Raw genomic sequence first — 25954 nt, forward strand, 5'->3', positions numbered from 1 at the left:
AAAAGCGGCGCTCTCCAATTTGGAAAGCGCCGCCATCAATCTTCAATACTTGGCAATATGAGAGCGTGAATCAAAAAGGCGGTATGTGTGTGCGAAAATGGTGATTTTCGAGTACCGGAGCGCAGTGTACTTTTGGGTACATGAGCACCGGAACGCAGACAAATTGCCATTTGCAGCCACACAGGGCGACTTTTGGAACAGGCTCTAAAAGGTTATCCGCGTGTCCGTGCCAGACCGTCTTTTGCAGGCTGGTATTTCGGATCAAGCTGTACCGCGCGCGAATAGGAATTTGCAGCCTTGGCCTTGTCGCCATTGTGCTCGTAGACAAGCGCCTGATTGGCCCAGCTTTCCGCAATATTCTGGTCAAGCGTAATGGCTGTGTTGAAATCGTCGAAGGCATTGTCGTAGTCGCCGAGCGCCACATAGGAAATGCCGCGACCGTTATAAGGTTCCGGCGCCGTGGAATTGAGCGAAATTGCCTTGGAGAAATCCTCGATGGCCTGCTTGTGCTGGCCCTTGGCCTGATAAATCAGGCCGCGATTATGGTAAGCGCGACCGTCGGTGGTCTGCAGGGCAATAGCCTGATTGAAGTCGCTGAGCGCCTGATCGAGACGGCCCGCCTGACGGTAGACATTGCCGCGCCCGATATAGGCAGCGTCATATTGCGAATTAAGCTGGATGGCCTTGCTGTAATCCTGCACGGCCTTGGTGCTATCGCCCATATAGCGATAGACCAGCGCGCGGTTGGCATAGGCCTGATAGAAATTCGGATTGAGCGCTATTGCCTGATCAAAATCGCGCAGTGCTTCCTTGTAGCGGCCGGACTTGCCATAGGCGGAACCACGCACATTGTAGCCTTCCGGATCGCGCGGATTGCTCTGGATCACGCTTGTCAGCGAACTGATGTTCTCGCTCGACCCCTGCGCTTTATCGACAGTGCTGAGTGCGGTGGTTGTGGAGCTTTGGCAGCCAGCAACGGTCAAAACCAGAAGTGCGGTGGCAATGAGAAGGCCGTTTCGACCTGTTCCAGACGATTGCATCATCTTCAAGCGCGTGGGCAACGACTGCATTCCTTTCAGCTCGCATAGGGGCGCAAGGCCCTTCTGCCTCTTTTCCATCCCGTGCCAGCCCGGTTTCCGGAGCTAACTCATGCCGGGCTATTCTGTCTGTTACGGTACTATACTGGTCTCAACCAGCAGATAAAAACAGCAAAAAGGCGGCATGTTCTTAAGCTTGGTTTGCCTACGGTTAACCCGCCTGACAGTTGAATATCCTAATTATTTGTTTTTACACATAATGGTGTGCAAGAAGTCCAGAAACTTTTCGTAACGCTGCATTAAAAATAGAGGCTCGAAGTTATGAAAATACATCTAGTGGTCTGATTCCGACATTTGCATCCCTCGGATATAAGCGCTGAGCAAATGTCGGAATCAAAAAGACCACTAGTAACTTTATGTATCTAGTGGATTTTTCGAATTTGACGTTTGAAACGGGATTAATATCGGACGGGTATCAAACGTCAAATTCAATCCACTAGCCGACATAAAATTGCTTCACACTGCGCGGGAAACAATCTCAAATATCTGAAGTCAAAACGTGCAAAATCCGGCGCAAGCTGAAGCCAGCACCGGAAAGCAAAAAAGGCGCTGTCCAGCAGCGCCTGTTTTCAAGGTCGATCAGCGAGCGCCCGGACGGCCGCCGATGAGGCCTTCACGCTGAGCGCGCTTACGGGCCAGCTTGCGTGCACGACGAACGGCTTCTGCCTTTTCGCGAGCGCGCTTTTCGGACGGCTTTTCATAGTGGCCGCGCATCTTCATTTCGCGGAAGATACCTTCGCGCTGCATCTTTTTCTTGAGAGCGCGGAGAGCCTGATCAACATTATTATCGCGGACGAGTACCTGCACGTGTATTCCCGTATCAGTTAGAATTTCGGTTAAGCCTGAGGCCGTTAGGGGGTCTTTTAACGATTTCAGCCGGTCTGACCGGCCGAGCAACGCCCAAAGGCTCCCAAGCTTCGCAACGGATACGCTGCAAATTGGTCGTGGCTAATACCAGAAAGAGCCTAGCCTGTCCACCTCAAGATGCAACTTTGCCCACCGGCTTGCGTGAAATACCGGCTTGCACACGAATTACTATGGCCGCAACCGCGCGAATAGGCTAAGCGGCACGCGTTTCCCGCATAATTCGGCCTCAATAGCTATGCATAGCATTTTGCCAGCAAACCGATAATGCCTCCTCTCAATTTATCCGATTCTCCTGATGTCCCTCCGCAAACGACTCGTTATCCAGTTCACAGGCTATGAAGGCCTGCACCCGAAAGCCGTCCGCGTGCGCCACGCGCAGGCCCTGAAGGATTTCGACCGCCTGTGGAAGGCAAAGACCAAGCTTCCGCCCATGACCGAGGAGCCTGACGATTGCGGCACGACCACTGCCGTCACCGTGGGCAATGGCTGGCAGACGGAAACCGAATTCTGCCAGTTCGGCACTGCGGATATTTTTGACGATTACGCCGCGCGCTCCACACCGATGCGAATGCTGACCGGCTTTCACGCATTCCTGAACATCCTCTTCACCGGAACGCTGTGGCGCTATCTGACGACAAGCTGGCGATTTATCCTGTTTTTCCTGTGGCCGTTTCTGCTGTCGCTGGCGATTCTGGCTGTCGCCGCCCTGCTCGCTTTCGCACCGATGGCAGCAGGCCTTTCCGCGCTGCATCTTCTGTGGTCGGTTCCACTTGCCGCCGTCGTCGCAACCCTGCTCGTGCGCAAACCCGGCGACCGGTTTTTCATGTCCTATCTGCTCGACGACTGGTCTGCGGCCTATGATCGTATCCACAGGCGCAACAAGAAGCTCAACCAGCGGCGCAAGGCTTTTGCGGAAGCCCTGAAGCAGAAGATCGAAGCCAGCAATGCCGATGAGGTCATCATCGTTGCGCATAGTCTTGGCACGGTTCCGGCAGTGGAGGCGCTTGCCGATCTGCAGCGCGAGCGTCCCGATCTTCTGGCAAAACAGCCCGTGTCGCTGCTCGCCATCGGCTCATGCCTGATGATGATCGCCCTTCACCCAAAGGCAAAGTCGCTACGCGAGGACGCGCGCGTGGTGATCGAGGAAAGCCCGGTCCTGTGGTCGGAATTCCAGGTGCTGACCGACATTATCCACTTCTACGGCTCGAACCCGGCCAAGGTTCTGAAGCTAGAGACCACCAACCCGCCGCTTATCAACCGCATCCGCTTCAAGAACGTGCACAGCGAAAACCGCTACAAGCGGTCGAAGGGCAATTTCTTCCTGATGCATCTGCTTTACATGCGCGGGGCGGAGAAGAAGAACTTCTACGATTTCGGCATGTTCCTGCACGGCCCGTTCTTCTTCCGCGAGCTGATGACCGAACACAAAGGAAAAGCCGCCCCTCTCGATGAAGAAGGACGGCTTCCAGTTCGACATAGCGAAGCGGCTTGAACTGCTTAAGCCTCCGGCGGCTCCACGACGGCAATCGTCAGCCAGGTGGCCGTCAGCGCAGGCTTCAGCGAGTTTTCGATTTCCAGCGTCACATCATAATGATTGACCACGCGACCTGACGGGCGGATATCCGCATCCGCCAGCTTGAAGCGGGCGCGCACGCGGGCGCCGGTCTTGACTGGCGACATGAAGCGCAGCTTGTCGAAGCCGTAATTGATGCCCATCGTAGCACCTTCCAGCATCGGAAGCGCTTCGTAAGCCAGCGTAGAGAGTAGCGACAGCGTCAGGAAGCCATGCGCGATGGTGCCACCAAACGGCGTTTCCTTGGCGGCGCGTTCCGGGTCGACATGGATGAACTGATGATCGTCGGTCGCATCTGCGAACTGGTTGATCATTTCCTGCGTGACTTCGCGCCACTCGGAACATCCGACTTCCGTGCCGATTGCCTCGCGCAACTGGTCGAGCGTGATTGCGTCTTTCATTCGCTGGCTATTCCTGCTGATGTGATTTGCCTTGTGTTTAACCAATAAAGCCTGGTGTCTGAATCAAAAAGTGGCAGGCCATGGCGAAAATGGTGATTTCGAGAACCGGAGCGCAATGTACTTAAATGTACATGAGCACCGGAAGCGCAGAAATTGCCATTTGCAGTCCGGCATGGCGACTTTTGGATCAGACACTCACGCGGCAACCAGAATTTCCCGTGCTATATCATCCCAGTGCGAGAAAACCCTATGTGCACCCCTGCCCGTCAATTTTTCGGCGTGCCCGGTATAAGTATGTCCGCCGCCCGTATAGCCGAATGCCGTCATGCCTGCCGCGATAGCGCCTTCGACACCGAAGGGAGAATCCTCGATCACCACGCAACGCGCCGGATCGATGCCCATCTTGTCGGCTGCAAACAGGAACAGGTCTGGCGCCGGCTTGCCGCGCTTGACCATGCTGGACGAGTAAACGGCATCGCCGAAATAATGGCTGATGCCGGTCTTTTCCAGGCTGAACGCGATACGCTCCGGCTGCGACGACGATGCAACGCAACGCTTTTGCGGCAGATCGCGCAGGAAATTGGCAATGCCGATGGTTGGCTGCAGAGCCTCCGCGAACAGGATTTTCGTCTCGGGCCAGAATTGGCTGGTGGCCTCCTCCGGCAGACGGTGCCCGGTCATGTCCTCAATCATCTTCATGATATCGGCCTGCTTCATGCCGATGCCCTTGGCGACCGTTCCTTCCGGCAGCTTCATGCCGTGATTGGCATAGACCTGCTCGAAAGCCAGACAGGAAAGCGGCTCGCTATCGACAAGAACGCCGTCACAGTCGAAGATCACGAGATCGAAAGGGGATACGCTGCTCATTTTGGCTCCAGTGGCCCACTAAAGGGATGCATATTTTGTCGCGCAGTTTGGGGATGCGCGTCTGTCAGTGTTGATATAGAGACTGTTCATCCAATACGCATCTATAACAACATAAGCGTGACAAAATTACCGCGAAGAAGCGGCCTTGAAGTTTTGCGGAGAGTTTCATGACGACAAATGTGGCACTGGTAGGACTGGCGCGCGATCTCGCAGCGCGAGCGGAAACCGGCAAGCCGATCCGCATCGGTCTGATTGGCGCTGGCGAAATGGGCACCGACATCGTCACGCAGGTGGCGCGGATGCAGGGCATCGAAGTCGGCGCTCTTTCTGCCCGCAGACTGCCCAACACTTTCAAAGCTGTCCGCACCGCCTATGGCGACGAGGAAAACGCGCGAGAAGCCCGCACAGAATCCGCAATGACCAGCGCCATCGAAAGCGGCAAGATCGCCGTCACCGATGACAATGACCTGATCCTTTCCAACCCGCTGCTCGATGTCATCATCGATGCGACTGGTATTCCGGAAGTGGGGGCTCAGACCGGCATCAAGGCCATCCGTAACGGCAAGCACCTCGTCATGATGAATGTCGAGGCGGATGTCACCATCGGGCCCTACCTCAAGGCCGAGGCCGACAAGCACGGCGTGATCTATTCCCTTGGCGCGGGCGACGAGCCGTTATCCTGCATGGAACTGATCGAGTTCGTTTCCGCCATGGGGCACAAGGTCGTGGCCGCTGGCAAAGGCAAGAACAATCCGCTCAATTTCGACGCGATCCCAGACGATTATCAGGAAGAAGCCGACCGCCGGAATATGAATGTCCGCCTGCTGGTGGAGTTCGTCGATGGTTCCAAAACGATGGTTGAAATGGCGGCCATCGCCAATGCAACCGGCCTTGTGCCGGATATTGCGGGCATGCATGGCCCCAAGGCAGCCATTGACGAGCTGAACCGCACTTTGATTCCGAAGGAAGACGGCGGTGTTCTGAACAAGACCGGCGTGGTCGATTATTCCATCGGGCGCGGCGTGTCGCCCGGTGTCTTCGTCATCGCCAAGATGGAACATCCGCGCCTTGTCGAACGTCTGGAAGACCTGAAGATGGGCAAAGGCCCCTACTTCACCTTCCATCGGCCTTTCCACCTCACCTCGCTGGAAGTACCGCTCACCGTCGCTCGTGTCGTGCTGCACGGCAAGACCGATATGGTGCCGCTGCCAAAGCCTGTGGCGGAAGTCTGCGCCGTCGCCAAGAAGGACTTGCAGCCCGGCGATCATCTGGATGCCATCGGGCAATATTGCTACCGCTCGTGGATCATGACGACGCCTGAAGCGCATGCGGCCAAGGCCATCCCCTGCGGCCTGCTCCAGAACGGCACGGTCATCGCGCCGATCAGGAAGGGCGAACTCATCACCTATGCCAATGCGGCACCGCAGCCGGGCTCCAAGATCGCCGAACTGCGCGCGTTGCAGGACAAGATGATCTACGGCTGAAGCCCGATCGAAAACTCAAACAAAAAGGCGGCTCGAAGCCGCCTTTTTGTTTTCCAACCGGGCACCCCGGCCTTATGAGATTCGGGGAAATGGCGTGCCGAAAATGGTGAGGTTCGAGAACCAGAGCGGAGTGTACTTAACGTACATGAGCACCGGAAGCGCAGAACCGCGCCATTTGCAGGCCGCCAGAACCCGAATATCGAAGGCCTAGTGATCGAGGGCTTTCACAATACTCTCCACCATCTTCTTCGCATCGGCGAAGAGCATCATGGTGTTGTCGCGGAAGAACAGTTCGTTTTCCACGCCCGCATAGCCGGAGCCCATGCCGCGCTTGATGAACAGAACCGTGCCAGCCTTGTCGACATCGAGGATCGGCATGCCGAAGATCGGTGACTTCGGATCGGTCTTCGCCGCCGGATTGGTGACGTCGTTCGCGCCGATCACGAAAGCCACATCGGCCTGCGCGAATTCCGAATTGATGTCTTCCAGCTCGAACACTTCATCGTAAGGCACGTTGGCCTCGGCCAGAAGCACGTTCATATGGCCCGGCATACGACCGGCCACCGGATGGATGGCGTATTTGACTTCCACGCCTTCGGCCTTGAGCTTGTCGGCCATTTCACGCAGCGCGTGCTGGGCCTGCGCCACCGCCATGCCATAGCCCGGCACGATGATGACCTTGGAAGCGTTCTTCATGATGAAGGCCGCGTCGTCGGCAGAACCCTGCTTGACCGGGCGCTGTTCGACCTCGCCAGCCGGACCGCCGGACGTATCGCCGCCAAAGCCGCCGAGAATGACCGAGATGAACGAACGGTTCATGCCCTTACACATGATGTAGGACAGGATCGCGCCCGAAGAGCCGACCAGCGCGCCGGTGATGATCAGCGCCAGATTGCCGAGCGTGAAGCCGATGCCTGCCGCTGCCCAGCCCGAATAGGAATTGAGCATGGAGACCACGACCGGCATGTCTGCGCCGCCGATTGGCACGATGATCAGCACGCCGAACACCAGCGACAGAAGCACGATCAGCCAGAACACGAAATGGCTTTCGGTGTTTACCAGCACAACGACCAGCAACACGATGGCTGCGGCCAAAGCGGCGTTGATGACATGACGTCCCGGCAGCATGATCGGCTTGCCCGACATGCGACCATCAAGCTTGAGGAAGGCGATGATCGAGCCAGTGAAGGTGATTGCGCCGATGGCCACGCCCAGCGACATTTCGATCAGCGCCTGACCGTGGATCTGGCCCACTTCGCCGATACCGAAGGAATGCGGCGAGTAAATTGCGGCAGCGGCCACGAGAACGGCGGCAAGACCGATCAACGAGTGGAACGCGGCAACAAGCTGCGGCATGGCCGTCATGGCGATGCGGCGTGCGATGACGGCACCGATACCGCCGCCAATGGCGATGCCGACCACGATGAGAGCCAGACCGCCGAAGCTTGGACGCGCCAGCAGAAGCGTGGTGACGATGGAAATCGCCATACCGATCATGCCGTACATATTGCCCTGACGGCTGGTCGTCGGATGCGACAGGCCGCGCAGCGCCAGAATGAACAACACGCCGGAGACGAGATAAAGGAAGGCTGCGAGATTAACGCTCATAATGGTTCAGCCTCACTTTTCTTTTTTCTTGTACATGGCGAGCATGCGCTGGGTGACCAGGAAGCCGCCGAAAATGTTGACGCTCGCCAGAATGAGCGCAATGAAACCGAAGCCGGTTGCCCAGCCCGAAAGCGAAAGGCCGACGGCCAGAAGCGCGCCCACCACGATCACCGATGAAATGGCGTTTGTGACGGCCATCAGCGGCGTGTGCAGTGCAGGCGTGACCGACCACACAACATAGTAGCCGACGAAAATCGACAGGATGAAAATCGCAAAGCGGAACACGAACGGATCGATCGCACCGCCCGATGCGGCATGTGCGGCAGCCGCTGCTGCATCACCCAGACCGCCTGCATTTTCCGCTGCCTGCCTTACGGCATCTGCCGCCTGATTAAGGCCCTCAAGGGCTTTGTCGAGATTTGTATCGGCCATTATGCCTCTCCTCCATCAACTGGAGACTTGGGGGAAGACGTCGTCTTCGGCGCCTTTGCAGGTGCTTTTTTGGCAGGCTTGGCAGCCGCCTTCGGCGCCGCTGCCTTTGCTGCCGGTTTTTCCGCTTTCGGTTTCGGCGCGGCCTTTGGCTTTGCAGCCTTTTCAGCGACAGCCGGAGCCGCTGCTGTCTCAGCCGTGGCGAACGCCGGATGCAAGATCTTGCCCTGATGGGTCAGAAGCGTAGCCTTGACCAGCTCTTCTTCCGGGTCGATTTTCAGGACCTTGGCTTCCTTGTCGACCAGCGTTTCGACGAAGGCGATCAGGTTGCGTGCATAAAGCTGCGATGCGCTCGCGGCGATGCGGCCCGACACATTGAGGTGACCGACGATCCTGACGCCGTTCACGTCAGCGATCTCGCCTGCAACTGCGCCTTCGACATTGCCGCCGCGCTCGACCGCGAGATCGACCAGCACGGAACCCGGACGCATGGAAGCAACCATTTCCTTGGAAACCAGACGCGGCGCCGGACGCCCCGGAATGAGCGCCGTTGTGATGACGATATCCTGCTTGGCGATATGGTCGGCAACAAGTGCGGCCTGCTTCGCCTGATATTCCTTCGACATTTCCTTGGCGTAGCCGCCGGAAGTTTCCGCAGCCTTGAACTCTTCGTCCTCAACGGCGATGAACTTCGCGCCGAGCGAAGCAACCTGCTCCTTGGCGGCGGGGCGAACGTCGGTTGCCGTCACGACAGCACCGAGACGGCGCGCCGTTGCAATGGCCTGAAGACCGGCAACGCCTGCCCCCATAACGAACACTTTGGCGGCAGGCACGGTGCCCGCTGCCGTCATCATCATCGGCATGGCGCGGTCATAGACTTCCGCCGCATCGATCACCGCCTGATAACCGGCGAGGTTTGCTTGGCTCGACAAGACGTCCATCACTTGCGCACGGGTGATGCGCGGCATGAACTCCATCGTGAAAGCGGAAATGCCAGCCTTGGCAAGGGCCGCTACAGCGTCTTCATGGCCGTAGGGATCAAGCATGGCGAAAAGCGCTGCGCCCGATTTATACCCTTTGAGTTCCGCATCCGTCGGACGCCGCACCTTGAGTACCACATCCGCCGTTTTGGCATCCGCCACTGTGCCGATGCGGGCACCGGCTGCCGTAAACTCGGCATCGGGAATGCGCGATTTCTCGCCAGCGCCTTTTTCCACCACAACGTCGAAACCGAGCGCGATGAACTTCTTCACCGTCTCCGCCGACGCAGCAACGCGGGTCTCGCTGGGGTCACTCTCTTTCGGGATAAATAACGTCTGGGCCAAGCTGGTTTCCCTTTCGTGGCGTTCTTCCGGGGTTCCCCCGGTCAGGCGGCATTACGGGCTTCCGGGAAGAAGCCCTTTTAGAGCGCGTTTCGAACTGATTGAATCAGATCGAAACGCGCTCTAACTATTGTTTTGTAACGCGCATCTGGTCCGAAAACCGTTTCACACTTTTCGGGATGCGCTCTAAAAATGAACTACAGACATGCATAAACCCTCGGCACGGTACCCCATGCCAAGGCATTCGATCAAATCGTGCGGGTTAATCCCGGTTCAGCACCAAAGCTGCATCGTGCGCCACCGGTTGGTCTCCATCCGGCGGCGAAAGGATGCGCTAGAGGATGAACCAGGCAGCGACACAAACTAGAATGAAAAGAACGGTCGCGGAGAAGAAACCACCAGCAAAAAAGCCGAACGCCATGGCAATCATAAGGGCGACGAGCGCCACCGTGCCCCATTTAACCAGGCCCGTGAAACCGGCATAAGTTTTCTCATGCTCGGAATAATCCATCGGTGCGCCAAGTTCAGCCGGAGCCGTCGTATGATGTTCTGCCATTTTAGTTCCACCCATTCAGAATTTCCGCCCATACACCGTCATGTTAAGCGAAAATAACTGCAATCTTCAATGTGCGACCGAACAAACCGATGCTTTGACAGCAAGGCTTTTCGTCGCACTACCCTCTCTCCGCAGAAGCGGTTCCGCAATCTTCGTAAAGCGAAACCACCCCTCTGGCTACATTTAATTGTTTAATATCCGGCGATGTTTTTAGATTCTTATACGCCGAGGCCAGTATATTTCGCCGTCGGCAAAATCGTCAGCGGCACGGAACTGCTGCGCATGTCACCAAACATCGCATGGCGTTCATGCGGCTGCGACTTGAAAAACGGAAAGCGCACCGCCACCGCATCGCGAATATTGCGGATAGGTGCGGAACCAAGCCCGACCCTGATTCCATAGCCTTCATGTTCGCGCGCATCGGCCATGACAGAGGTGCCGAATATGCGTTTGTAGAACGCCATATGTTCCGGCTTCACCGAGGCAAGACATTGATCTGCCGCGAAAAATTCGGATGCCATCGCCGCGATGCGCAGCGTGATGTAGGGAATGGCCGGGTATTCGCTCAATAGCTCGGGATCGGCGGCAAAACGGGTCGGATCAACAAAATGCATACCGCTATTGAGCAGCGGATCAAGAATATCCGGGAACAGTGCATAGCTCGTGCCGCGACGATGATCGGGCGTAATATGATGGATGCGCAGCGTGCTGACCAATTGCCCGTCCACATACACACCATAGACGAAGGCATGGCTGTCGCGGTCGATATCATCAACGATAGACGGCACTTCCGCCTCATGCATGACATTGCGGGTTCGGTAGGAACGGTAACGCAGACGACCGATTTCCTCGAGGTCCTCCGCATGGACAATGCGGCGATATTCCACCCGGTCGAGAAACTGCAACAGCTGTCGCGCGAAATTGGACAATGGCGGTTTATCGCCTGTAACAGCTGTATTCGTCATGCAATCGATTTTCCGCACCCCACAAATCAGTGCGCAGAATATGCGCCTTTATCAGCGTGTAAAGATATAACTTTTTGCACTGCCTTTTTATTGCCCCACAAAAAACACTCCTTCGCCATAATTGGATTGTGCTTTTGCGCGCGCCAAACGAGATAAAAATGCAAAATGGCCCATCTGGGGCCATTTCACGAATTTGCCTTGATTTGAAAACGAGCCTTCAAAGCGCGTTGGCGATAGCCTGAAACGCATACATCGTTTCGTCCTTCATATCCTGCCCGTCGACATTGTAATTGGAATATGCCGAGGTCTTGGCAATGACGACACCTTTGGCAGGATTGACATAGATGAACTGCCCATAGATGCCAACGGCACTATAGTCGCCCTGCCAGTCAACCGGCGTCCACCACTGATAGCCATAGCCGAACGGGATTTTGCCGAGTGCATCCTTGCGACCGGGCATCAGATAAGGCGCATCCGGCGTTACCGAATCGTGCACCCATTGCGCCGGCACAAGCTGCTCACCCTTGAAGTTGCGACCCTCATTGAGATAGAGCAGGCCGAAACGTGCATAATCGCGAAGCACGGCATTCATGCCGGCCCCGGCAGCAGCTTCACCCGTGGGATCCACCGCCCAATAGACATCGGCTTCCGCTCCAAGCTTTGACCAGAGTTTGTCCTTCAAATAATCCTGAAAACGAACACCAGTCGCGCCTTCCAAAACCAGCCCGAGCACTTGCGTATCCGCCGACACATAGTGGCTGAGCGTTCCCTGCGGGCGTTCATTTTTCAGATGTGCGGTGAAATTTGTGATCGAGCCAGTCAGAAGCTCGACAGCATACCGAACGATATCGGAATTGAGATCACCATAGTTCTCGTTAAATCCGATGCCAGACGCCATCTGCAGCACGTTCTTGACCGTCACGCCCTTGTATCCGCCCTCGGCCAGCACCGGCGCATAGCGGTCGACTGGCTGGTTGATATCGATCAGACCGTCCCGAACGGCATTGCCGACAAGGAAGGAAACGACAGATTTCGACATGGAAAATGCGATGCTCTGGGTGGCCTCGGTATTGCCGTGATCATATTCCTCGTGGACGATCACGCCGTCTTTCAGAACAATGAAACCGGTCGTGCCGCCGCGCTTCAGCCAGTCGGAAATCTTGCGGGTCTCACCCTTGTAGACAAAAGTCTCCGGCAAGGGCCGCTCTTCTTTCACCTGCTGGCTGACTTCACCCTCATGCGGGATGCGCACCGATGGATAGCGCCTGTAAACGTTGCGGAAGTTTTCAAAAATTTCCGGCCCCTTGAACATCTGGGCATATTGATAGACCGCCCAGCTTTCGTGGATTTTCTTCCAGAAGACCGCAGTACCAACACCGGCAAGAACAACAAGCCCGATCAGTCCATATAAAGCATAGCGAAAAAATCGTTTCATCGCCTCCCCTTTAAATATTCAAATTGAATTTTATAGACATTTTATAAGAAAATAACGAAATACTTATATACATCCTCCTAAGACATTAAGAGCATGATACGTGCATCTCAAAAATCCCAATTATTATATTTATATTCAAATTCCTGTTATTTACACGAGAAGTGGCAACGACATTGAGCGTCGTAGATGAGACATGCCGAACACTTCGCAGTACTTTGAAAAACCGCGAGAAGCTCGTCCAATACAAACAGTTAAATCTGAAATAATCAGGCGACGGTTCGCCCGCCGTCGCGGCGCGCTGCGGCTTTCGTGGTCATAGCGCTGATCGCTTCCACAGGCACAGGCATACCGAGAAGATAGCCCTGTACGAGATCGGCACCCGCCGCCACACGGATCAGCGCAAGCTGTTCCTCTGTTTCGACACCTTCGACTGTCACGCCCAGCCCAAGCTCGTGCGAAAGCTGTGTAACGCCGCGAAGCAGCATGAGCGAGCGCCGGTCGGTGGTAATGTCGCGCACGAAGGAACGGTCGACCTTCACCTTGGTCAATGGCAAGGTATTGAGATAGCTGAGACTGGAATAGCCGGTGCCGAAATCATCCAGTGCGATATTGATCCCGGCGTTCTTGAGCCGCTGCAACACCATCGAAGTTTTGTTGCGGTCCGAGATGATGGCGCTTTCCGTCACTTCCACCTCAAGGCGGTGAGCCGGAAGGCCCGATTTCTGCAAGGCATTGGCGATGTCGCGGGCGATGTCATTGCTTTTCAGATCGATGGCCGAAAGATTGACCGAAACACCGATGCGGTCGCCCCATGACAGACAGTCGGCACAGGCCTGCGCCAGCATGAAGCGGGTAATGTCGGTGATGATGCCCATTTCTTCCGCAAGCGGAATGAATTCCGCAGGCGGCACAAAGCCAAGCTGCGGATGCTCCCAGCGCGCCAGCGCTTCACACGCAACAACGCGCAGGGACTGCGCGCTGACGATGGGCTGATAGACGACCTTGATCTCGCCATGCTCGATGGCAAGCCGCAAATCGGCTTTGAGTTTCTGGCGCCCGCGATATTTGGTGTCCATCGCATCGATGAAGATCGACCAGGGCTTGTCTTCCATGCTTTTGGCTTCGTAGAGCGCCAGATCGGCGCTGATATGCATGCTGCCGACATCGCATCTTCCGATATCCTCGATCGCGATGCCAGCGCTGATATCGATATGCACCTGATCGCCGTCGAGATCGTAGACGCCGGTCACGACGGTCATGATATGATCCATCACGCCTGCAACGTCGGCCTCGCTGCGCAGATTGAAGACGAACACCACGAATTCGTCGCCGCCGAAGCGTGACGCGACGAAACGCTGCGGATCGAGCGAGTTCAGCCGCTCTGCAAACAGGCGCAGCAATACGTCACCGGTATGATGCCCCAACGTATCGTTGACATGCTTGAAATGATTGATGTCGATGACGATGAGCGCAGCCTGCGTGCCCGCTTGCTGGTGGGAACGCATGGATCGCACCAGGGTTTCGAAATAATTGCGGTTCGGCAGGCCTGTCAGGCCGTCATAACGCGCCATATGCTGAATGCGCGCTTCCGCTTCCACGCGCTGCGTCACATCCTCGAACATCAGGACGGCCCCCTCATTGAGGGTCTGATTGCCGATACATTCGATATAACGCTGGTTCGAAAGCTGGAAAATATCGCGCGTGCGCTTGCCCAGCAGAAGATCCTGCATGCGCACATGCACACTTTTCAGGTCGTTTTGCGGAAACAGTCCCTTCTTCGCGCAATAGCGCAGCAGAACATCGAGCTTGCGGCCATGCAGCTTGGTGTGTTCAGCGATCTGCAACATCGCCTTGGCCTTATTGTTGATGACCGCAATGCGCTGCTGGCTGTCGAACATCAGCAAGCCCTGCGGCATGTTGTTGAGGGCAGCATCGAAACGCCCGGCCACAATGGACAGGCGTCGCTTGCCCATGACTGCAGCGAAGAGAAACTCGCGCAGACCGTTTGCCATCTGGATGTTGGACAGGAAATACGGGATCAGCAGCAGGCCAATGATGACGTGAAACGGCGTTCCCGCCAGAATAAGCCCGGCCAGAACCGGGATCAGCGTGCAGGCCGACATCAGAACAACGGCTTTCGCCGATGCATAATTGCGGCCCACAATGGAAACGACCGAAGCAAGCAGCACGGTCAGGCTGGCAAGTTCGGCAAAGGAATCCCTGAGCACATAGCTTGAGAAGAAACACAACATGCCGAGCGTCAGGCAGACGGCGGACGCACCGATCAGATAGCGTGTTTCCCAGCGGTCGAGATCGGCATGGGACAGCGACTGCTGTTTTGCCTGGTCGAACTTGTGCATATCGAAGATGCGACCAACAGCAATGATGGCAAATACACCGCCAAAAACCAGATAGCGCCAGTCATCGGTTTTCACATAGATGACGACACAGGCTACAACGTGCGCGAGCAAGCCAAACCAGAGCGTGGTACGATTACCATACAGCGCTCTGAGAAAAGATAGCCGCACATCTGCAGGTATCTCAGGTTTACGGCTTTGCCACATATCGATGCATTTATCCCTTATACGGGGAGGCAATATCGCACTAATGACTTAAAAATATCTTTCGGGATATTAAACCACAAGCTGTCACGACAACCACCATAAGATGTATTCAGATATTTTTTAAGGAAAACCACAGACGCACAACCCTCAACGGGCAATCACAACCATTGGCATACATGTTTTAGTCGTCCTAATATTACTGAAATGGCTAAAATGGGAGAACAGGGACAGGTTAGTTTCCGCATTCCCGAGAATTAATCCAGATTAGTCGATGTGGATATTCTACCGCCAGACCCCCGTCCGTTAGAGAAAAAACCTGCCATACAAGTCACGACGCGGGAAATAACCGCTAAAGAAACTTCCAACCTTGTCAGAGCTGATGACCGCCATCCACGGTGATGACGGAACCCGTCATATAGCGGCTGGCATCGGAAGCCAGCATCAGCACAACCCCGTCCAGATCCTCAGGCTCGCCGAGGCGCCGCATCGGGTTCCGCCCTTTGAAGTAGCCCCCGGCAGGGCCTTGCAGCTGATCTTCATTGATTCGCGTTGGAAACCATCCGGGGGAAATCGCGTTGACGCGAATATCGTGCGCGGCCCATTCCAGCGCCAGTGCCCGCGTCATCTGCGTCACGCAGGCCTTGGACATGGAATAGGCGGCGGCACCCTTCTGCGGACGCTCGCCCAGAATGCTGGTCGTATTGACGATGGAGCCGCCCTCGCCGCGCTCGATCATGCGGCGCGCGGCTTCCTGCGCCACGAAAAAGGCGCCAGCGACATTGACCTCGAATATATGCTCCAGCATATCGCGCGTCGTGTCGAGCGCGCGTGCCATATGCGCGACACCGGCATTGTTGAAGAGCGTCGTTATCGGTCCGAAGCGTTCTTCCGCTTCATCAAAAGCACGCACGATTTCATCCGGATGGGTTACATCCGCCATGATTTCGAGCACTTCGCCGCCCGATGGGCAAATGCTTTCGCCTGCATGGGTGCGCGAGATCGAAATCACGCGCGCACCGTGCCCCGCCAGCACATGAACCATGCGCAGGCCCAACCCCGAAGACCCTCCCGTCACGGCAATAACCTTGCCCCTGACGGAGAAAAGCTGATCGTCAGTCATTCATCCCCTCAACTGCCAATCCCTCTTTATACCTTCCTAGAATATAGAGATCGGCATTTGAACCATCTTCGACCGTAAAAATCGGTTCAAATCAACACAATACACAGAAGGCACGACGAAAGACCTATGGCGCAGCCGAAAGACGACACCTGTTCGTGATTGCGCGACCCATTGCGGAGAAGTAAGGAACAGAGCAGATAAGAGCATAATCCGACTGGTGGATACGAACATTATGCCCAAGACTTCTCGCCCTCTCGTTGCCGTACCGACAGATGTGAAGCCATTTGAAAACTACACCTGGCACGCAGCACCCCAGCAATATCTGGCAGCCGCCATCGACGTCGCAGGTGTAACGCCGCTTCTGGTTCCAAGTTTTGGCGACAGAATAGACCTCGATGCCATTCTGGATGCGGTGGACGGCGTTCTCGTCACAGGTTCCAAATCCAACGTCAATCCGGCGCTTTATGGCGTCGAACCGAGCGCCGCGTTCGAGCCCTATGACAATGCCCGCGATGCGACATCGCTGCCACTCATCCGCGCAGCCATCGAAAAAGGTGTTCCGGTGCTGGCCATCTGCCGCGGCATACAGGAGCTGAACGTCGCACTGGGCGGCACGCTCGCCACCGAAATTCAGGAAATGGAAGGCCGGATGGACCACCGCGCCCCGGAATCCGAAAGCCAGGCCGAGCGCTTCGCCATCCAGCACCCGATCAAGCTCAACCCGAACTCATGCCTTGCGGAAATCCTCAAAGAAGAAAGCGTGCGCGTGAACTCCGTTCACCGTCAGGCCATCGACAAGCTTGCACCGCAGCTTGAAGTCGAGGCTGTGGCCGAAGACGGTACGGTTGAAGCCGTCTCCGTGAAGAATGCGAAGGGATTTGTCGTCGGCGTGCAGTGGCACCCGGAATATTGGGCGCATTCCGATGCTCCGTCGCGCAAGATATTCGAGGCGTTCGGAGAGGCTGTGCGTCAACATCAGGCAGTAGGACAGTAGGGGTAAAAGTTCGTTGCGGTCATCCGCAATCAAAACATATTCCCCTACTCGCCTGACAGACTGCTTTAGCCTTGCACATGCACCGTTTCCGGCACCGGCGTGATCGCCTTGCCGGTGTCGAACCATGCAATGAGATTGTCGATCACCAGATCCGCCATGGCCTGACGGGTCTTTTGCGATGCGGATGCGATATGCGGCAGCAAAACCGTGTTGGGCGCATCAAGCAGGCCTTGTGGCACTGACGGTTCGTTCGCGAAAACATCCAGACCTGCAGCAGCGATGGTGCCATCGTTCAGCGCTGCGGCCAGCGCATCTTCATCAACCAGCGAACCGCGCCCGACATTGATCAGCACACCGTCCGGACCGAGCGCCTTCAGCACTTCGGCATTGACTGCCTTTGCGGTTTCCGCACCGCCCGGTGCGACCAGAATAAGTGTGTCCACCGCCTTGGCCAGCTCGAGCAGGGTCGGATAATAATCGTAGGCGACGCCTTCAGCCTTGCGACGATTGTGATAGGAAACCGGCAGTCCGAAAGCTTCGACACGATGGGCGACCGCCTTGCCGATGCGGCCAAGGCCGAAAATGCCGACCTTGCGCCCACGCAAGGATAGCTTCGACAGCGGATAGCGGCCTTCCTTCACCCAATTGCCTACACGCAGGAATTCCTGCGACTTCGACAATTCCCGCACCGTATCAATCAGAAGGCCAAGCGCCGTATCGGCTACTTCATCAGTCAGGACGTCAGGCGTATTGGTGACCATGACATTTTTCGTACCGGCATGTTTTGCATCGACCGCATCATAACCGACGCCAAAATTGCCGATTATTTTTAGATTGGGCAATGCATCGATCAGCGCCGCATCGACGGTGGACATGCTGGCAATACCATATATGTCGCCTGCCCAGTCGGCATCGACCAGCGCCGCGTCACCGCGTGGTATGCGGCGCACCGAAAACTCACCGGACAGACGCTCGACGGCATAATCATTGAAGTTTCCGAGCACCAGAACAGTTGCGTCGCGCTTGGTCATGACAATATTCCTCTGGATTCCTCTGGACAGCATGTCGCAGTTCGTGAGGGACCGGCGACCGGTCAACCCAAAGGCTGCAACCGGAGCCGGAGCGGGGGAAATCAGCCGTGTTTCGGCTTGGATGTCGATTGCCGGATATGCAGTTCCGGCTTGATGAGTTCCTGCATCGAAGAAACTTCGACGCCGTTGAGCTGGTCAAGCAGTGCGCGAGCAGCACGGCGTCCCACTTCACGCTGTCCGTTCCAGACGGTCGTCAGCGCTGGTGTTGCAATGGCCGCTTCCTCGAGATCGTCATAGCCGGTCACGGATATGTCCTCGCCCGGCACCAGCCCGGCGCGGGCAATGCCGTTCATCAGGCCGATGGCGGTCAGATCGTTCCAGCAGACCGCAGCCGTCGGCTTGTCTTTCAGCGCCAGAAATTGCGGCGCGACTTCAAAGCCGCCCTGTTTCGTGCGCGGCCCGGCAATGCGCCAGTCGGGGCGAACCTCGAGCCCGGCCTTTTCCATGGCCTGCACATAGCCGCGATAACGGTCACGACCCGTCGAGGTCTGATCCGTACCGCCGATCATCGCGATACGCGTATGACCGAGTGAAATCAGGTGATTGGTGGCGAGACCGATACCATAGGCGTCGTCACCCCGGAAAACCGGTGCATGAACACCCTCGACGCTACGCGCGATCAGCACGACCGGCAGGCCATTATCTTCCGCAAGCTGGATATCTTCCGGCGGCGTGCCGATAGCGGGCGACATGATGACCCCATCCGCGCCGAGCTGCAAAAGCGTATCCATGAAGGTGCGCTGCTTTTCCAGCTGATCATAATGGTTGGACAGGATGAAGGTCTGCCGCGACCGGTCCAGTTCCGTTTCGATGGATTTGAGAATTTCCGCGAAGAACGGATTCATGATGTCGTGCACCACGACGCCGACAATCCCGGAACGCGAGGTACGCAGGCTCGCAGCGCGACGGTTATAGATATAACCGATGGCGCGGGCATGTTCCTTGATCTTCTCGCGGGTCTGGTCGGCAACGAGGGGACTGTCGCGCAAAGCGAGCGAAACTGTGGCTGTCGAAACACCAAGCGCATCCGCGATGGTCGATAGCTTTATTTTCTGGGCCAAGTCGCCTCCCCAAAATGGTCCGTGCCGCAGTCGGAGACGCGGCCGCAACCTGACAAGGTGAGACGCGACCGTTCGTCTTGCGAACGGTTATGCCATTGCAAACCTTGAATTGGAAGCATTTTCGATAGCACGCATCTTGAAAAGTGTTTCACGGTTTCCCGCCAAGATGCGCGTCAAAACAAATAGTTAGAGCTTGATAAGCGACAGGCCTATTCCACGTCGTCCTCTTCAAGCACTTCCGTTTCAGGCTCATCGGGAATGCGCGTGACACCGCGAAGCGCAAGATTGCTCTCCATCCGGCTCAGCATCTTGAGGAAGGTCTTGCGATCTTTCTTGTCGAGCCCCTTCAGCATGTCCTTCTCGGTCTTGCGAATGGATTTCTCGATCGCCTTGATGGTCTCGAGACCGGTCTGCGTCAGATAGACATGCGACTGGCGCTGATCGGTTTCCGAGGCGCGCTTCGCCACGAACCCCTGCCCCTGCAGACGCGCAATGGTTTTGGTGATGGTCGGCGGACGCACACCCAGCCGCTGTGCAAGAACGCCGGGTGTCAGCCCGTCTTCCGCAGCCAGTTGCAACATGACTGCATCTTGCCCTGCATAGAGCCCCTGTTCCAGAAGCCGCGTGGCCAGCACCGTCCGCGACAGTCTTGCCACGGATTGCAGCCGGTAAAGTACAACCGCCTTATTGTCCTTGCTCATCGCCACCTCGCCCTTGTTGGCACTTTGATGCGCATCCCGAAAAGCATCCAACGGTTTTCGGACAAGATACGCTGTTCAAAATAAACCAGTTACTGTCGCCTGATCGATAGTCCCATCCATCCATATATCGTAAAATATTGTCCGACTTATGAAACAACAAGGCCCGGTTGCTGTCATGGCTAACGGACGTTAGGGTCAGGACCCAATAAAACAAATAAAGCGAGGAAAACATGACCGACCTGCGCGATCAAAACAGCGACATGATTGTCGTTCTGCCCCTTGGCGCTCACGAACAGCATGGGCCTCATTTGCCGTTTGAAACGGATACGATCATCGCCGAAGGCATTGTCGCGCGTGTCAGCGATGCGCTGCCTGCCGAACTGAACGTCAATTTTCTGCCCGCACAGCCGGTCGGCTATTCCATCGAACACATGGATACCGAAGGAACCCAGAGCCTCGCCTTTGCCGAGGCCGTGAACCAGTGGATCGGCATTGGTGAAAACCTTCACGCTGGCGGCATTCGCAAACTGGTCATGCTGAACGCGCATGGCGGAAATTCGCCATTGATGACAATTGTCGCAACGGAACTGCGCACGCGGCTCGACATGCTGGCGGTTGCCACGAGCTGGACCCGTTTCGGTCTGCCGGAAGGCCTGATTACGCCGGAGGAAAAAGCGCTCGATATTCATGGCGGCTTCATCGAGACATCGGTGATGCTGGCGCTGCGCCCCGATCTGGTGGACATGTCGAAGGCACGCAATTTCTCCAACGCCCAGTCACGTTACGCCGAGGAATTCAAGTTCCTGCGCGCCTATGGCCCTCATGCCTTCGGCTGGAAGATGCACGATCTCAACCCGGAAGGGGTTGCTGGCAACGCTGCTGCCGCAACGGCAGAAGCCGGGGAAAGGCTGATCACCAACGCGGTGACGGGCTTTATCGAACTGCTGCGCGATGTCGACAGGTTCGATCTCGCCCGGTTCGAATTGCAACGTCTCGCCAATCAGGCAGGTTAGACACTGCAAGGCCCGTGTTCCAACTGGCGTGAATGTGATTAGGCGAATGTAATATTATAGCATTGCATATGGCATTCACGCTGCCCTTCCCTTATATGAATTGTCCTATCCGAGGTTTCGGTGCTGTGCCGCTCGCGCTGGCTGCGCACTGGCCATCCCGGACCACGATTTCAAAAGGCCACAACTTCAAGAGGCATAATCATGAGCCAGGCTGAAGCCCAAACCGAAGCTCCGTCTGAAACCAAGACGACCACTGAAGCTGGCCGCATTCCCGTGACCGTTCTGACCGGTTATCTGGGTTCGGGAAAGACCACTCTTCTCAACCGTATCCTGACCGAAAATCACGGCAAGCGTTACGCCGTGATCGTCAATGAATTCGGCGAGATCGGCATCGACAACGACCTGATCGTCGAGTCGGACGAAGAAATCTACGAAATGAACAATGGCTGCATCTGCTGCACCGTGCGTGGCGACCTGATCCGCGTGGTGGAAGGCCTGATGCGCCGTCCGGGTCGTTTCGACGCCATCGTTGTGGAAACGACCGGCCTTGCCGATCCGGTTCCGGTGGCGCAAACCTTCTTCATGGATGATGACGTGCGCGCCAAGACCGGTCTCGACGCCGTTGTCGCCCTTGTCGATGCCAAGCACCTGCCGCTGCGCCTGAAGGACAGCCGCGAGGCGGAAGACCAGATCGCCTTTGCCGATGTCGTGCTCATCAACAAGACCGATCTCGTGACGCCGCAGGAGCTGGCGGCCATCGAGGCGACCGTTCGCGCCATCAACCCGCATGCCATCATCCACCGCACCGAGCGCGCCTCCATTCCGCTCGACCGCGTGCTGGATCGCGGCGCCTTCGACCTGAAGCGCGTTCTGGACAACGATCCGCACTTTCTCGACCATGATCATCCCGATCACGTATGCGGACCGGATTGCGACCATGATCATGACCATCATGGTCACGACCATGGACATCATCATCATGCGCATGATCACAATCATCATGACCACCATCACGACCATGACCATGTGTGCGGTCCCGACTGCGATCATGACCATCACCACGATCACGCCTCACCGATCCATGATGTGACGGTGAAGTCGGTGTCGCTCAGGGCTGGTGAAATCGACCCGGCGAAATTCTTCCCGTGGATTCAGAACATCACCCAGACGCAAGGACCGAACATTCTGCGCCTCAAGGGCATCATCGCTTTCAAGGACGATCCGGATCGCTATGTGGTCCAGGGCGTGCACATGATCATCGAAGGTGACCACCAGCGTGCCTGGAAGGAAGACGAAAAGCGTGAAAGCCGCCTCGTCTTCATCGGACGTGAACTCGACCCCGCCGCCCTGAAGGCCGGCTTCGAAAACAGTCAGGCCCGATAAAGCGCTTCCGGTTCTGTTCGAACCGGGAAACCGCTTAACCGCCTATTTCTATGCATTTCCGGCAAAACCGCTTCTGCTGGAAATGCTCTCATCAATAAACAATACCGGAAGCCGATGCCTACAGTAGCTCCGCTCGACCTTGAAGGTCATTGTCTTTATGCGCGCTTTATCAGCGGCATTCCCTTCTTCGCAATGGCCGATGGCTCGATCCATCAGCTCAATAACGGCAGCAAGACCTCTGCAGTCCATGACGGCCTGTTGAGCGCAACCGTTTCCGTTGACGGAAAGTCGCTCATCACTGGCGGCGAAGACGGTCGCGTGTGCCGTACCGACGCCGATGGGACGGTAGCTGAACTTGCGAAGATCCCGCGCAAATGGATGACCGCCGTGGCAGCAGGCCCCGGCGGAACTGTCGGTTTTGCATCGGGTCGCACCGCCTGGGTGCGCACGTCCGACGGCAAGGTGCAGGAATTTGCGCAGGAGCGCAGCGTCGAAGGCATAGCCTTTGCGCCAAAGGGCCAGCGGCTGGCAATTGCCCGCTATAATGGTGCGACCCTGATCTGGACCGGAACAGCGGCGAAGCCTGTCGAACTGGAATGGAAGGGCGCGCATATCGGCGTGATCTTCTCGCCCGACGGCCGCTTCCTCGTCACCTCGATGCAGGAAAATGCCCTGCATGGCTGGCGTCTCGAAGATACGAAGCACATGCGCATGACCGGCTATCCGGCCAAGGTGAAAGACTGGTCGTGGAGCGCCAAGGCCAAGTGGCTGGCCACCTCCGGCGCCCCGGCAGCAATCGTCTGGCCTTTTGCGGGCAAGGACGGCCCGATGGGCAAGGCTCCTCTGGAACTCGGTCTTCGTGGCGATAGCATGGTGACATCCGTTGCCTGCCATCCGGTCGAGGACATTGCAGCCATCGGCTATAATGACGGCATGATCCTGGTTGCTCGTTTCGCCGACAGCAAGGAAGTTCTGCTGCGCCGCCCCGGCAAGGGCGCAATCACCAGCATGGGCTGGGATGAACAGGGCCAACGCCTCGTCTTCGGCTCCGAGGCCGGGGATTGCGGTGTGGTTTCGATAGCGGATTAGAGCGCATCCCGAAAAGTGTGAAACGGTTTTCGGAAAAGATGCGCGTAAAAACAAATGATTAGAGCGCCGATCTGATCCAATCAGATCGGCGCTCTAAACCCTGAACAGAAGCCGCAGGTCGCGGGGGAAACAGTCCAATGGACTGATTCCCCGTTTCATCTACACAAGCAGACTGCTTGCAGATCCTCAGACCTCACCGTTTCGTTTGGCGCGAGCCATACCGAAAAGACCCGAAATCACCAGCGCAACACCGACGCCCATCACCCCATAACCCAATGCATTCGACGTTATGTCGGTCTGATTGGCAGAGGCAATGGCTGCGGCAGCTTCCGACGCGCCAGAGCCGCCAGCCCTGGCATCCATCATCGCGACCATGCCGGGCTCGTTGCATTTCGGCAGCAACGACGATTTGGCATCGGCATTATCACCATAAATATTCTGGATGATTTGTTCGCAGCGCTGTTGATCCGCGCTGGAAACAGACGAACCACTGGCTTGGTAATAAAATCCGCCTGCCACAAGAGCCGCACCAATTACGGCCATCAGGACAGAAGAACCTTTAGCACTTCTTAGAATCATACGATTTCCTTATTTAAATCTAGAGTTGCTAATAGATCATACCAACACCGGACCAACAATCGTAATCGATCTTCAGCGGTTTTATCCTGTTCATGCAGGAGGAAGAGAATTTCAGTATGCTTTCACGTCGTTCTATTGTCCTCGGCGGAGTATCGGCAGTCTTTTCGACGTCCCTGCTCGTCGAAAAGACTTCTGCGGCGCTCCCTTCGGTGGAGGCTGAGCCGTGGGCGCAAAAGCTGATTGCGGCAGCGGAAAGCCAGGTGGGAACGACGGTTCACTATGACCCCGCTTATACGCAGCTGAAATATCCCGGCGGAGACGTTCCTCTCGATCGAGGCGTCTGCACCGATGTCATCATCCGCGCCTATCGGCAGGGGTTGAATGCGGACCTGCAGGCCTTGGTCCACAACGATATGCGGAAAGCTTTCACGCAATATCCGAGAAACTGGGGCCTGAAGCGCCCCGACCCGAATATCGACCACCGTCGCGTGCCGAACCTTGCCGTATTTTTCAACAGGAGCAAAGCGGCCTTACCGGTTACAAAAGTTGCTGAGGATTATCGTCCCGGCGATCTCGTCGCGCAGATGCTTCCGGGAAACCTGCCGCATATAGCCATCGTTACACAGCGCTATAATGCCGAGGGCACACGTCTGTTGGTTGTTCACAATATTGGTGCGGGAACCCGGATTGAAGACCGGCTGTTTGAGTTTCCCATTACCGGTCACTTTCGCTACCGCCCGAATGCATGATCGCGAAGCCCGATCAGGGAAACTGACCGGGCTTCAATCAAGTCGATATTATTGTCCGCGTCTTGCAACCGCAGGCGCACCATCTGGTCCGAGCGATGCCACCCATTGAGTGATGGCGGCGATATCCTTTTCACCCAGCATATGATCCGCATCGATGGTGCGGGCATCGACGCGAGCGCCACCGGAGCGCAGAAGTGCAGAAAGCGCTGGCGCAAACGGTGAATAGAGCTTGTCCTCTTCGCCTGTGATGGTCAGAACGCGCGCCTTGCTCAGATTGGCCACAGGGGCGTTATCCAGAACCGGCATCGAGCGCATCAGAATGGCGCGCTTCACCAGATCGGGGTGCAGCATCATGGTTGCAGCCAGAAGATTGGCGCCGTTAGAATAGCCCACGAAGGTTGCGTGGGTGAGGTCGAGATCCTTGTCATCGGCCAGACGCGTCAAAAAGGTCACGAACGCATTGGCTTCGAGCTTCACGTCCTTCTGGTCGAACTTGACCGGCGAGATGCGCTTGTACCAGCGTGTACCGCCATCTTGCATCACGCGACCGCGAATGCCGAGCAGTGTGGCGCGCGGCCAGATCTTGGAAGCCAGCGGCACAAGGCTGGTTTCATTACCGCCCGAACCGTGCAGCAGGATCACCAGTTCGTTCGAAGCATTTTCCGGCTTGTAGAAGCGATGAATGAACTGCTTGCTGCGCGAAAAATTCTGTTCCGGGGTCGTTTCCGTATCCATTTTCTTCTCGCGCATTGTCACGCCTTCACCCAGCTTGGGAGCGCCCTGCTCTTCTTTCATCGATGCAGCAATAGCGCTCAGAACCTTGCCCTGACCGTTCGTCGAAACGGGCTGTCCTTCGGCCAGAGCCGAGCCGGCCGCCACCGTGAATGCAGCTGCCGCCAAAGCGGCAATAAACATCTTCTTTACCATGATCTCAATATAGCCAATGAGACGTTAACGAAGGTTTGAAGGCAGCTCTTCCCGGGTGCGTCCCCACCCCTGCCGGCGA

Annotated in this window: 24 protein-coding genes; 7 read left to right on the forward strand and 17 right to left on the reverse strand. The window is 56.4% G+C overall.

The window, feature by feature from the left end; translation table 11 throughout:
* Nucleotides 1–212 precede the first annotated feature (212 nt).
* Nucleotides 213–1070, reverse strand: coding sequence for a tetratricopeptide repeat protein (locus tag CES86_RS07485; RefSeq protein WP_094514106.1), 858 nt, complete (start codon nt 1068–1070; stop codon nt 213–215).
* Between the two features lie 606 nt (nt 1071–1676).
* Nucleotides 1677–1904 carry a 30S ribosomal protein S21 gene (gene rpsU, locus CES86_RS07490; protein ID WP_010659458.1) on the reverse strand — a complete coding sequence of 76 codons (228 nt, stop codon included), beginning with the start codon at nt 1902–1904 and terminating at the stop codon, nt 1677–1679.
* A gap of 355 nt (nt 1905–2259) precedes the next feature.
* Between rpsU and CES86_RS07495 the strand changes: the two genes are divergently transcribed.
* Nucleotides 2260–3456, forward strand: a complete 1197-nt coding sequence (locus tag CES86_RS07495) for an alpha/beta hydrolase (protein ID WP_094514058.1) — start codon at nt 2260–2262, stop codon at nt 3454–3456.
* A gap of 5 nt (nt 3457–3461) precedes the next feature.
* Here CES86_RS07495 and CES86_RS07500 read toward each other — a convergent pair whose 3' ends face one another.
* Nucleotides 3462–3938 (reverse strand): MaoC family dehydratase, encoded by a 477-nt coding sequence (locus tag CES86_RS07500; RefSeq protein WP_010659456.1) that lies wholly within the window; start codon nt 3936–3938, stop codon nt 3462–3464.
* Between the two features lie 195 nt (nt 3939–4133).
* The gene (locus CES86_RS07510; protein ID WP_012091465.1) at nt 4134–4805 is read right to left on the reverse strand and encodes an HAD family hydrolase; all 672 of its coding nucleotides are present in this window, start codon (nt 4803–4805) and stop codon (nt 4134–4136) included.
* A 167-nt stretch (nt 4806–4972) separates the two neighbouring features.
* On the opposite strand from CES86_RS07510, the gene CES86_RS07515 reads away from it, so the two are divergent.
* Nucleotides 4973–6289, forward strand: a complete 1317-nt coding sequence (locus CES86_RS07515) for a 1-deoxy-D-ribulose 5-phosphate reductoisomerase (RefSeq protein ID WP_094514063.1) — start codon at nt 4973–4975, stop codon at nt 6287–6289.
* A gap of 207 nt (nt 6290–6496) precedes the next feature.
* Here the strand turns inward: CES86_RS07515 and CES86_RS07520 are convergent, their stop codons facing one another.
* From CES86_RS07520 to CES86_RS07555, 8 genes are all read right to left on the reverse strand, one after another.
* On the reverse strand, nt 6497–7897 hold the full coding sequence (locus CES86_RS07520) for an NAD(P)(+) transhydrogenase (Re/Si-specific) subunit beta (protein ID WP_012091463.1): 1401 nt from the start codon (nt 7895–7897) through the stop codon (nt 6497–6499).
* Between the two features lie 12 nt (nt 7898–7909).
* Nucleotides 7910–8329, reverse strand: a complete 420-nt coding sequence (locus tag CES86_RS07525; protein WP_012091462.1) for a proton-translocating transhydrogenase family protein — start codon at nt 8327–8329, stop codon at nt 7910–7912.
* A complete protein-coding gene (locus CES86_RS07530) occupies nt 8329–9651 on the reverse strand; it encodes a Re/Si-specific NAD(P)(+) transhydrogenase subunit alpha (RefSeq protein WP_012091461.1) in 1323 nt (440 codons plus the stop codon). Before CES86_RS07530 ends, CES86_RS07525 begins: the two co-directional genes overlap by 1 nt.
* Before the next feature lie 331 nt (nt 9652–9982).
* Entirely contained in the window at nt 9983–10204 is a 222-nt protein-coding gene (locus CES86_RS07535) for an aa3-type cytochrome c oxidase subunit IV (protein WP_010659450.1), read from the reverse strand.
* Nucleotides 10205–10422: 218 nt separating this feature from the next.
* Nucleotides 10423–11169: an N-acyl amino acid synthase FeeM domain-containing protein gene (locus CES86_RS07540; RefSeq protein ID WP_010659449.1), complete on the reverse strand. Its 747-nt coding sequence runs from the start codon at nt 11167–11169 to the stop codon at nt 10423–10425.
* A 217-nt stretch (nt 11170–11386) separates the two neighbouring features.
* Nucleotides 11387–12604, reverse strand: coding sequence for a serine hydrolase domain-containing protein (locus tag CES86_RS07545; RefSeq protein WP_094514065.1), 1218 nt, complete (start codon nt 12602–12604; stop codon nt 11387–11389).
* 266 nt (nt 12605–12870) lie between these two features.
* Entirely contained in the window at nt 12871–15168 is a 2298-nt protein-coding gene (locus tag CES86_RS07550; RefSeq protein WP_010659447.1) for a putative bifunctional diguanylate cyclase/phosphodiesterase, read from the reverse strand.
* Between the two features lie 370 nt (nt 15169–15538).
* Nucleotides 15539–16288 carry an SDR family NAD(P)-dependent oxidoreductase gene (locus CES86_RS07555; RefSeq protein WP_012091458.1) on the reverse strand — a complete coding sequence of 250 codons (750 nt, stop codon included), beginning with the start codon at nt 16286–16288 and terminating at the stop codon, nt 15539–15541.
* 232 nt (nt 16289–16520) lie between these two features.
* Between CES86_RS07555 and CES86_RS07560 the strand changes: the two genes are divergently transcribed.
* Complete coding sequence (locus tag CES86_RS07560; protein WP_094514108.1) at nt 16521–17282, forward strand: gamma-glutamyl-gamma-aminobutyrate hydrolase family protein; 762 nt, start codon at nt 16521–16523, stop codon at nt 17280–17282.
* A 65-nt stretch (nt 17283–17347) separates the two neighbouring features.
* Here CES86_RS07560 and CES86_RS07565 read toward each other — a convergent pair whose 3' ends face one another.
* From CES86_RS07565 to CES86_RS07575, 3 genes are all read right to left on the reverse strand, one after another.
* Nucleotides 17348–18313: a 2-hydroxyacid dehydrogenase gene (locus CES86_RS07565; RefSeq protein WP_094514066.1), complete on the reverse strand. Its 966-nt coding sequence runs from the start codon at nt 18311–18313 to the stop codon at nt 17348–17350.
* A gap of 101 nt (nt 18314–18414) precedes the next feature.
* The gene (locus CES86_RS07570; RefSeq protein ID WP_006471199.1) at nt 18415–19434 is read right to left on the reverse strand and encodes a LacI family DNA-binding transcriptional regulator; all 1020 of its coding nucleotides are present in this window, start codon (nt 19432–19434) and stop codon (nt 18415–18417) included.
* A gap of 209 nt (nt 19435–19643) precedes the next feature.
* Nucleotides 19644–20135, reverse strand: a complete 492-nt coding sequence (locus CES86_RS07575) for a MarR family winged helix-turn-helix transcriptional regulator (RefSeq protein WP_012091455.1) — start codon at nt 20133–20135, stop codon at nt 19644–19646.
* Between the two features lie 230 nt (nt 20136–20365).
* Between CES86_RS07575 and CES86_RS07580 the strand changes: the two genes are divergently transcribed.
* The 3 genes from CES86_RS07580 to CES86_RS07590 all read left to right on the forward strand — a co-directional run bounded on the left by CES86_RS07580 (nt 20366) and on the right by CES86_RS07590 (nt 23620).
* Nucleotides 20366–21148, forward strand: coding sequence for a creatininase family protein (locus tag CES86_RS07580; RefSeq protein WP_012091454.1), 783 nt, complete (start codon nt 20366–20368; stop codon nt 21146–21148).
* Between the two features lie 201 nt (nt 21149–21349).
* On the forward strand, nt 21350–22531 hold the full coding sequence (locus CES86_RS07585; protein ID WP_094514068.1) for a CobW family GTP-binding protein: 1182 nt from the start codon (nt 21350–21352) through the stop codon (nt 22529–22531).
* 114 nt (nt 22532–22645) lie between these two features.
* Nucleotides 22646–23620, forward strand: a complete 975-nt coding sequence (locus tag CES86_RS07590) for a WD40 repeat domain-containing protein (RefSeq protein ID WP_094514070.1) — start codon at nt 22646–22648, stop codon at nt 23618–23620.
* Nucleotides 23621–23806: 186 nt separating this feature from the next.
* Here CES86_RS07590 and CES86_RS07595 read toward each other — a convergent pair whose 3' ends face one another.
* Nucleotides 23807–24199 carry a hypothetical protein gene (locus tag CES86_RS07595; RefSeq protein ID WP_012091452.1) on the reverse strand — a complete coding sequence of 131 codons (393 nt, stop codon included), beginning with the start codon at nt 24197–24199 and terminating at the stop codon, nt 23807–23809.
* 116 nt (nt 24200–24315) lie between these two features.
* Between CES86_RS07595 and CES86_RS07600 the strand changes: the two genes are divergently transcribed.
* Nucleotides 24316–24948 carry a DUF1287 domain-containing protein gene (locus CES86_RS07600; protein WP_049768395.1) on the forward strand — a complete coding sequence of 211 codons (633 nt, stop codon included), beginning with the start codon at nt 24316–24318 and terminating at the stop codon, nt 24946–24948.
* 48 nt (nt 24949–24996) lie between these two features.
* Here CES86_RS07600 and CES86_RS07605 read toward each other — a convergent pair whose 3' ends face one another.
* Nucleotides 24997–25875: an alpha/beta hydrolase gene (locus CES86_RS07605; protein ID WP_010659437.1), complete on the reverse strand. Its 879-nt coding sequence runs from the start codon at nt 25873–25875 to the stop codon at nt 24997–24999.
* Nucleotides 25876–25954 lie beyond the last annotated feature (79 nt).

The sequence above is a fragment of the Brucella lupini genome, from assembly GCF_002252535.1.
In the GTDB taxonomy this organism is placed as follows: domain Bacteria; phylum Pseudomonadota; class Alphaproteobacteria; order Rhizobiales; family Rhizobiaceae; genus Brucella; species Brucella anthropi.

Coding starts and splice junctions, on each gene's coding strand:
- CES86_RS07515 (WP_094514063.1), top strand. CDS start 4,973: ATGACGACAAATGTGGCACTGGTAGGACTGGCGCGCGATCTCGCAGCG.
- CES86_RS07500 (WP_010659456.1), bottom strand. CDS start 3,938: ATGAAAGACGCAATCACGCTCGACCAGTTGCGCGAGGCAATCGGCACG.
- CES86_RS07540 (WP_010659449.1), bottom strand. CDS start 11,169: ATGACGAATACAGCTGTTACAGGCGATAAACCGCCATTGTCCAATTTC.
- CES86_RS07485 (WP_094514106.1), bottom strand. CDS start 1,070: ATGCAGTCGTTGCCCACGCGCTTGAAGATGATGCAATCGTCTGGAACA.
- CES86_RS07575 (WP_012091455.1), bottom strand. CDS start 20,135: ATGAGCAAGGACAATAAGGCGGTTGTACTTTACCGGCTGCAATCCGTG.
- CES86_RS07535 (WP_010659450.1), bottom strand. CDS start 10,204: ATGGCAGAACATCATACGACGGCTCCGGCTGAACTTGGCGCACCGATG.
- CES86_RS07585 (WP_094514068.1), top strand. CDS start 21,350: ATGAGCCAGGCTGAAGCCCAAACCGAAGCTCCGTCTGAAACCAAGACG.
- CES86_RS07595 (WP_012091452.1), bottom strand. CDS start 24,199: ATGATTCTAAGAAGTGCTAAAGGTTCTTCTGTCCTGATGGCCGTAATT.
- CES86_RS07580 (WP_012091454.1), top strand. CDS start 20,366: ATGACCGACCTGCGCGATCAAAACAGCGACATGATTGTCGTTCTGCCC.
- CES86_RS07555 (WP_012091458.1), bottom strand. CDS start 16,288: ATGACTGACGATCAGCTTTTCTCCGTCAGGGGCAAGGTTATTGCCGTG.
- CES86_RS07560 (WP_094514108.1), top strand. CDS start 16,521: ATGCCCAAGACTTCTCGCCCTCTCGTTGCCGTACCGACAGATGTGAAG.
- CES86_RS07520 (WP_012091463.1), bottom strand. CDS start 7,897: ATGAGCGTTAATCTCGCAGCCTTCCTTTATCTCGTCTCCGGCGTGTTG.
- CES86_RS07550 (WP_010659447.1), bottom strand. CDS start 15,168: ATGTGGCAAAGCCGTAAACCTGAGATACCTGCAGATGTGCGGCTATCT.
- CES86_RS07545 (WP_094514065.1), bottom strand. CDS start 12,604: ATGAAACGATTTTTTCGCTATGCTTTATATGGACTGATCGGGCTTGTT.
- CES86_RS07495 (WP_094514058.1), top strand. CDS start 2,260: ATGTCCCTCCGCAAACGACTCGTTATCCAGTTCACAGGCTATGAAGGC.
- CES86_RS07600 (WP_049768395.1), top strand. CDS start 24,316: ATGCTTTCACGTCGTTCTATTGTCCTCGGCGGAGTATCGGCAGTCTTT.
- CES86_RS07565 (WP_094514066.1), bottom strand. CDS start 18,313: ATGACCAAGCGCGACGCAACTGTTCTGGTGCTCGGAAACTTCAATGAT.
- CES86_RS07510 (WP_012091465.1), bottom strand. CDS start 4,805: ATGAGCAGCGTATCCCCTTTCGATCTCGTGATCTTCGACTGTGACGGC.
- CES86_RS07605 (WP_010659437.1), bottom strand. CDS start 25,875: ATGGTAAAGAAGATGTTTATTGCCGCTTTGGCGGCAGCTGCATTCACG.
- CES86_RS07590 (WP_094514070.1), top strand. CDS start 22,646: ATGCCTACAGTAGCTCCGCTCGACCTTGAAGGTCATTGTCTTTATGCG.
- CES86_RS07525 (WP_012091462.1), bottom strand. CDS start 8,329: ATGGCCGATACAAATCTCGACAAAGCCCTTGAGGGCCTTAATCAGGCG.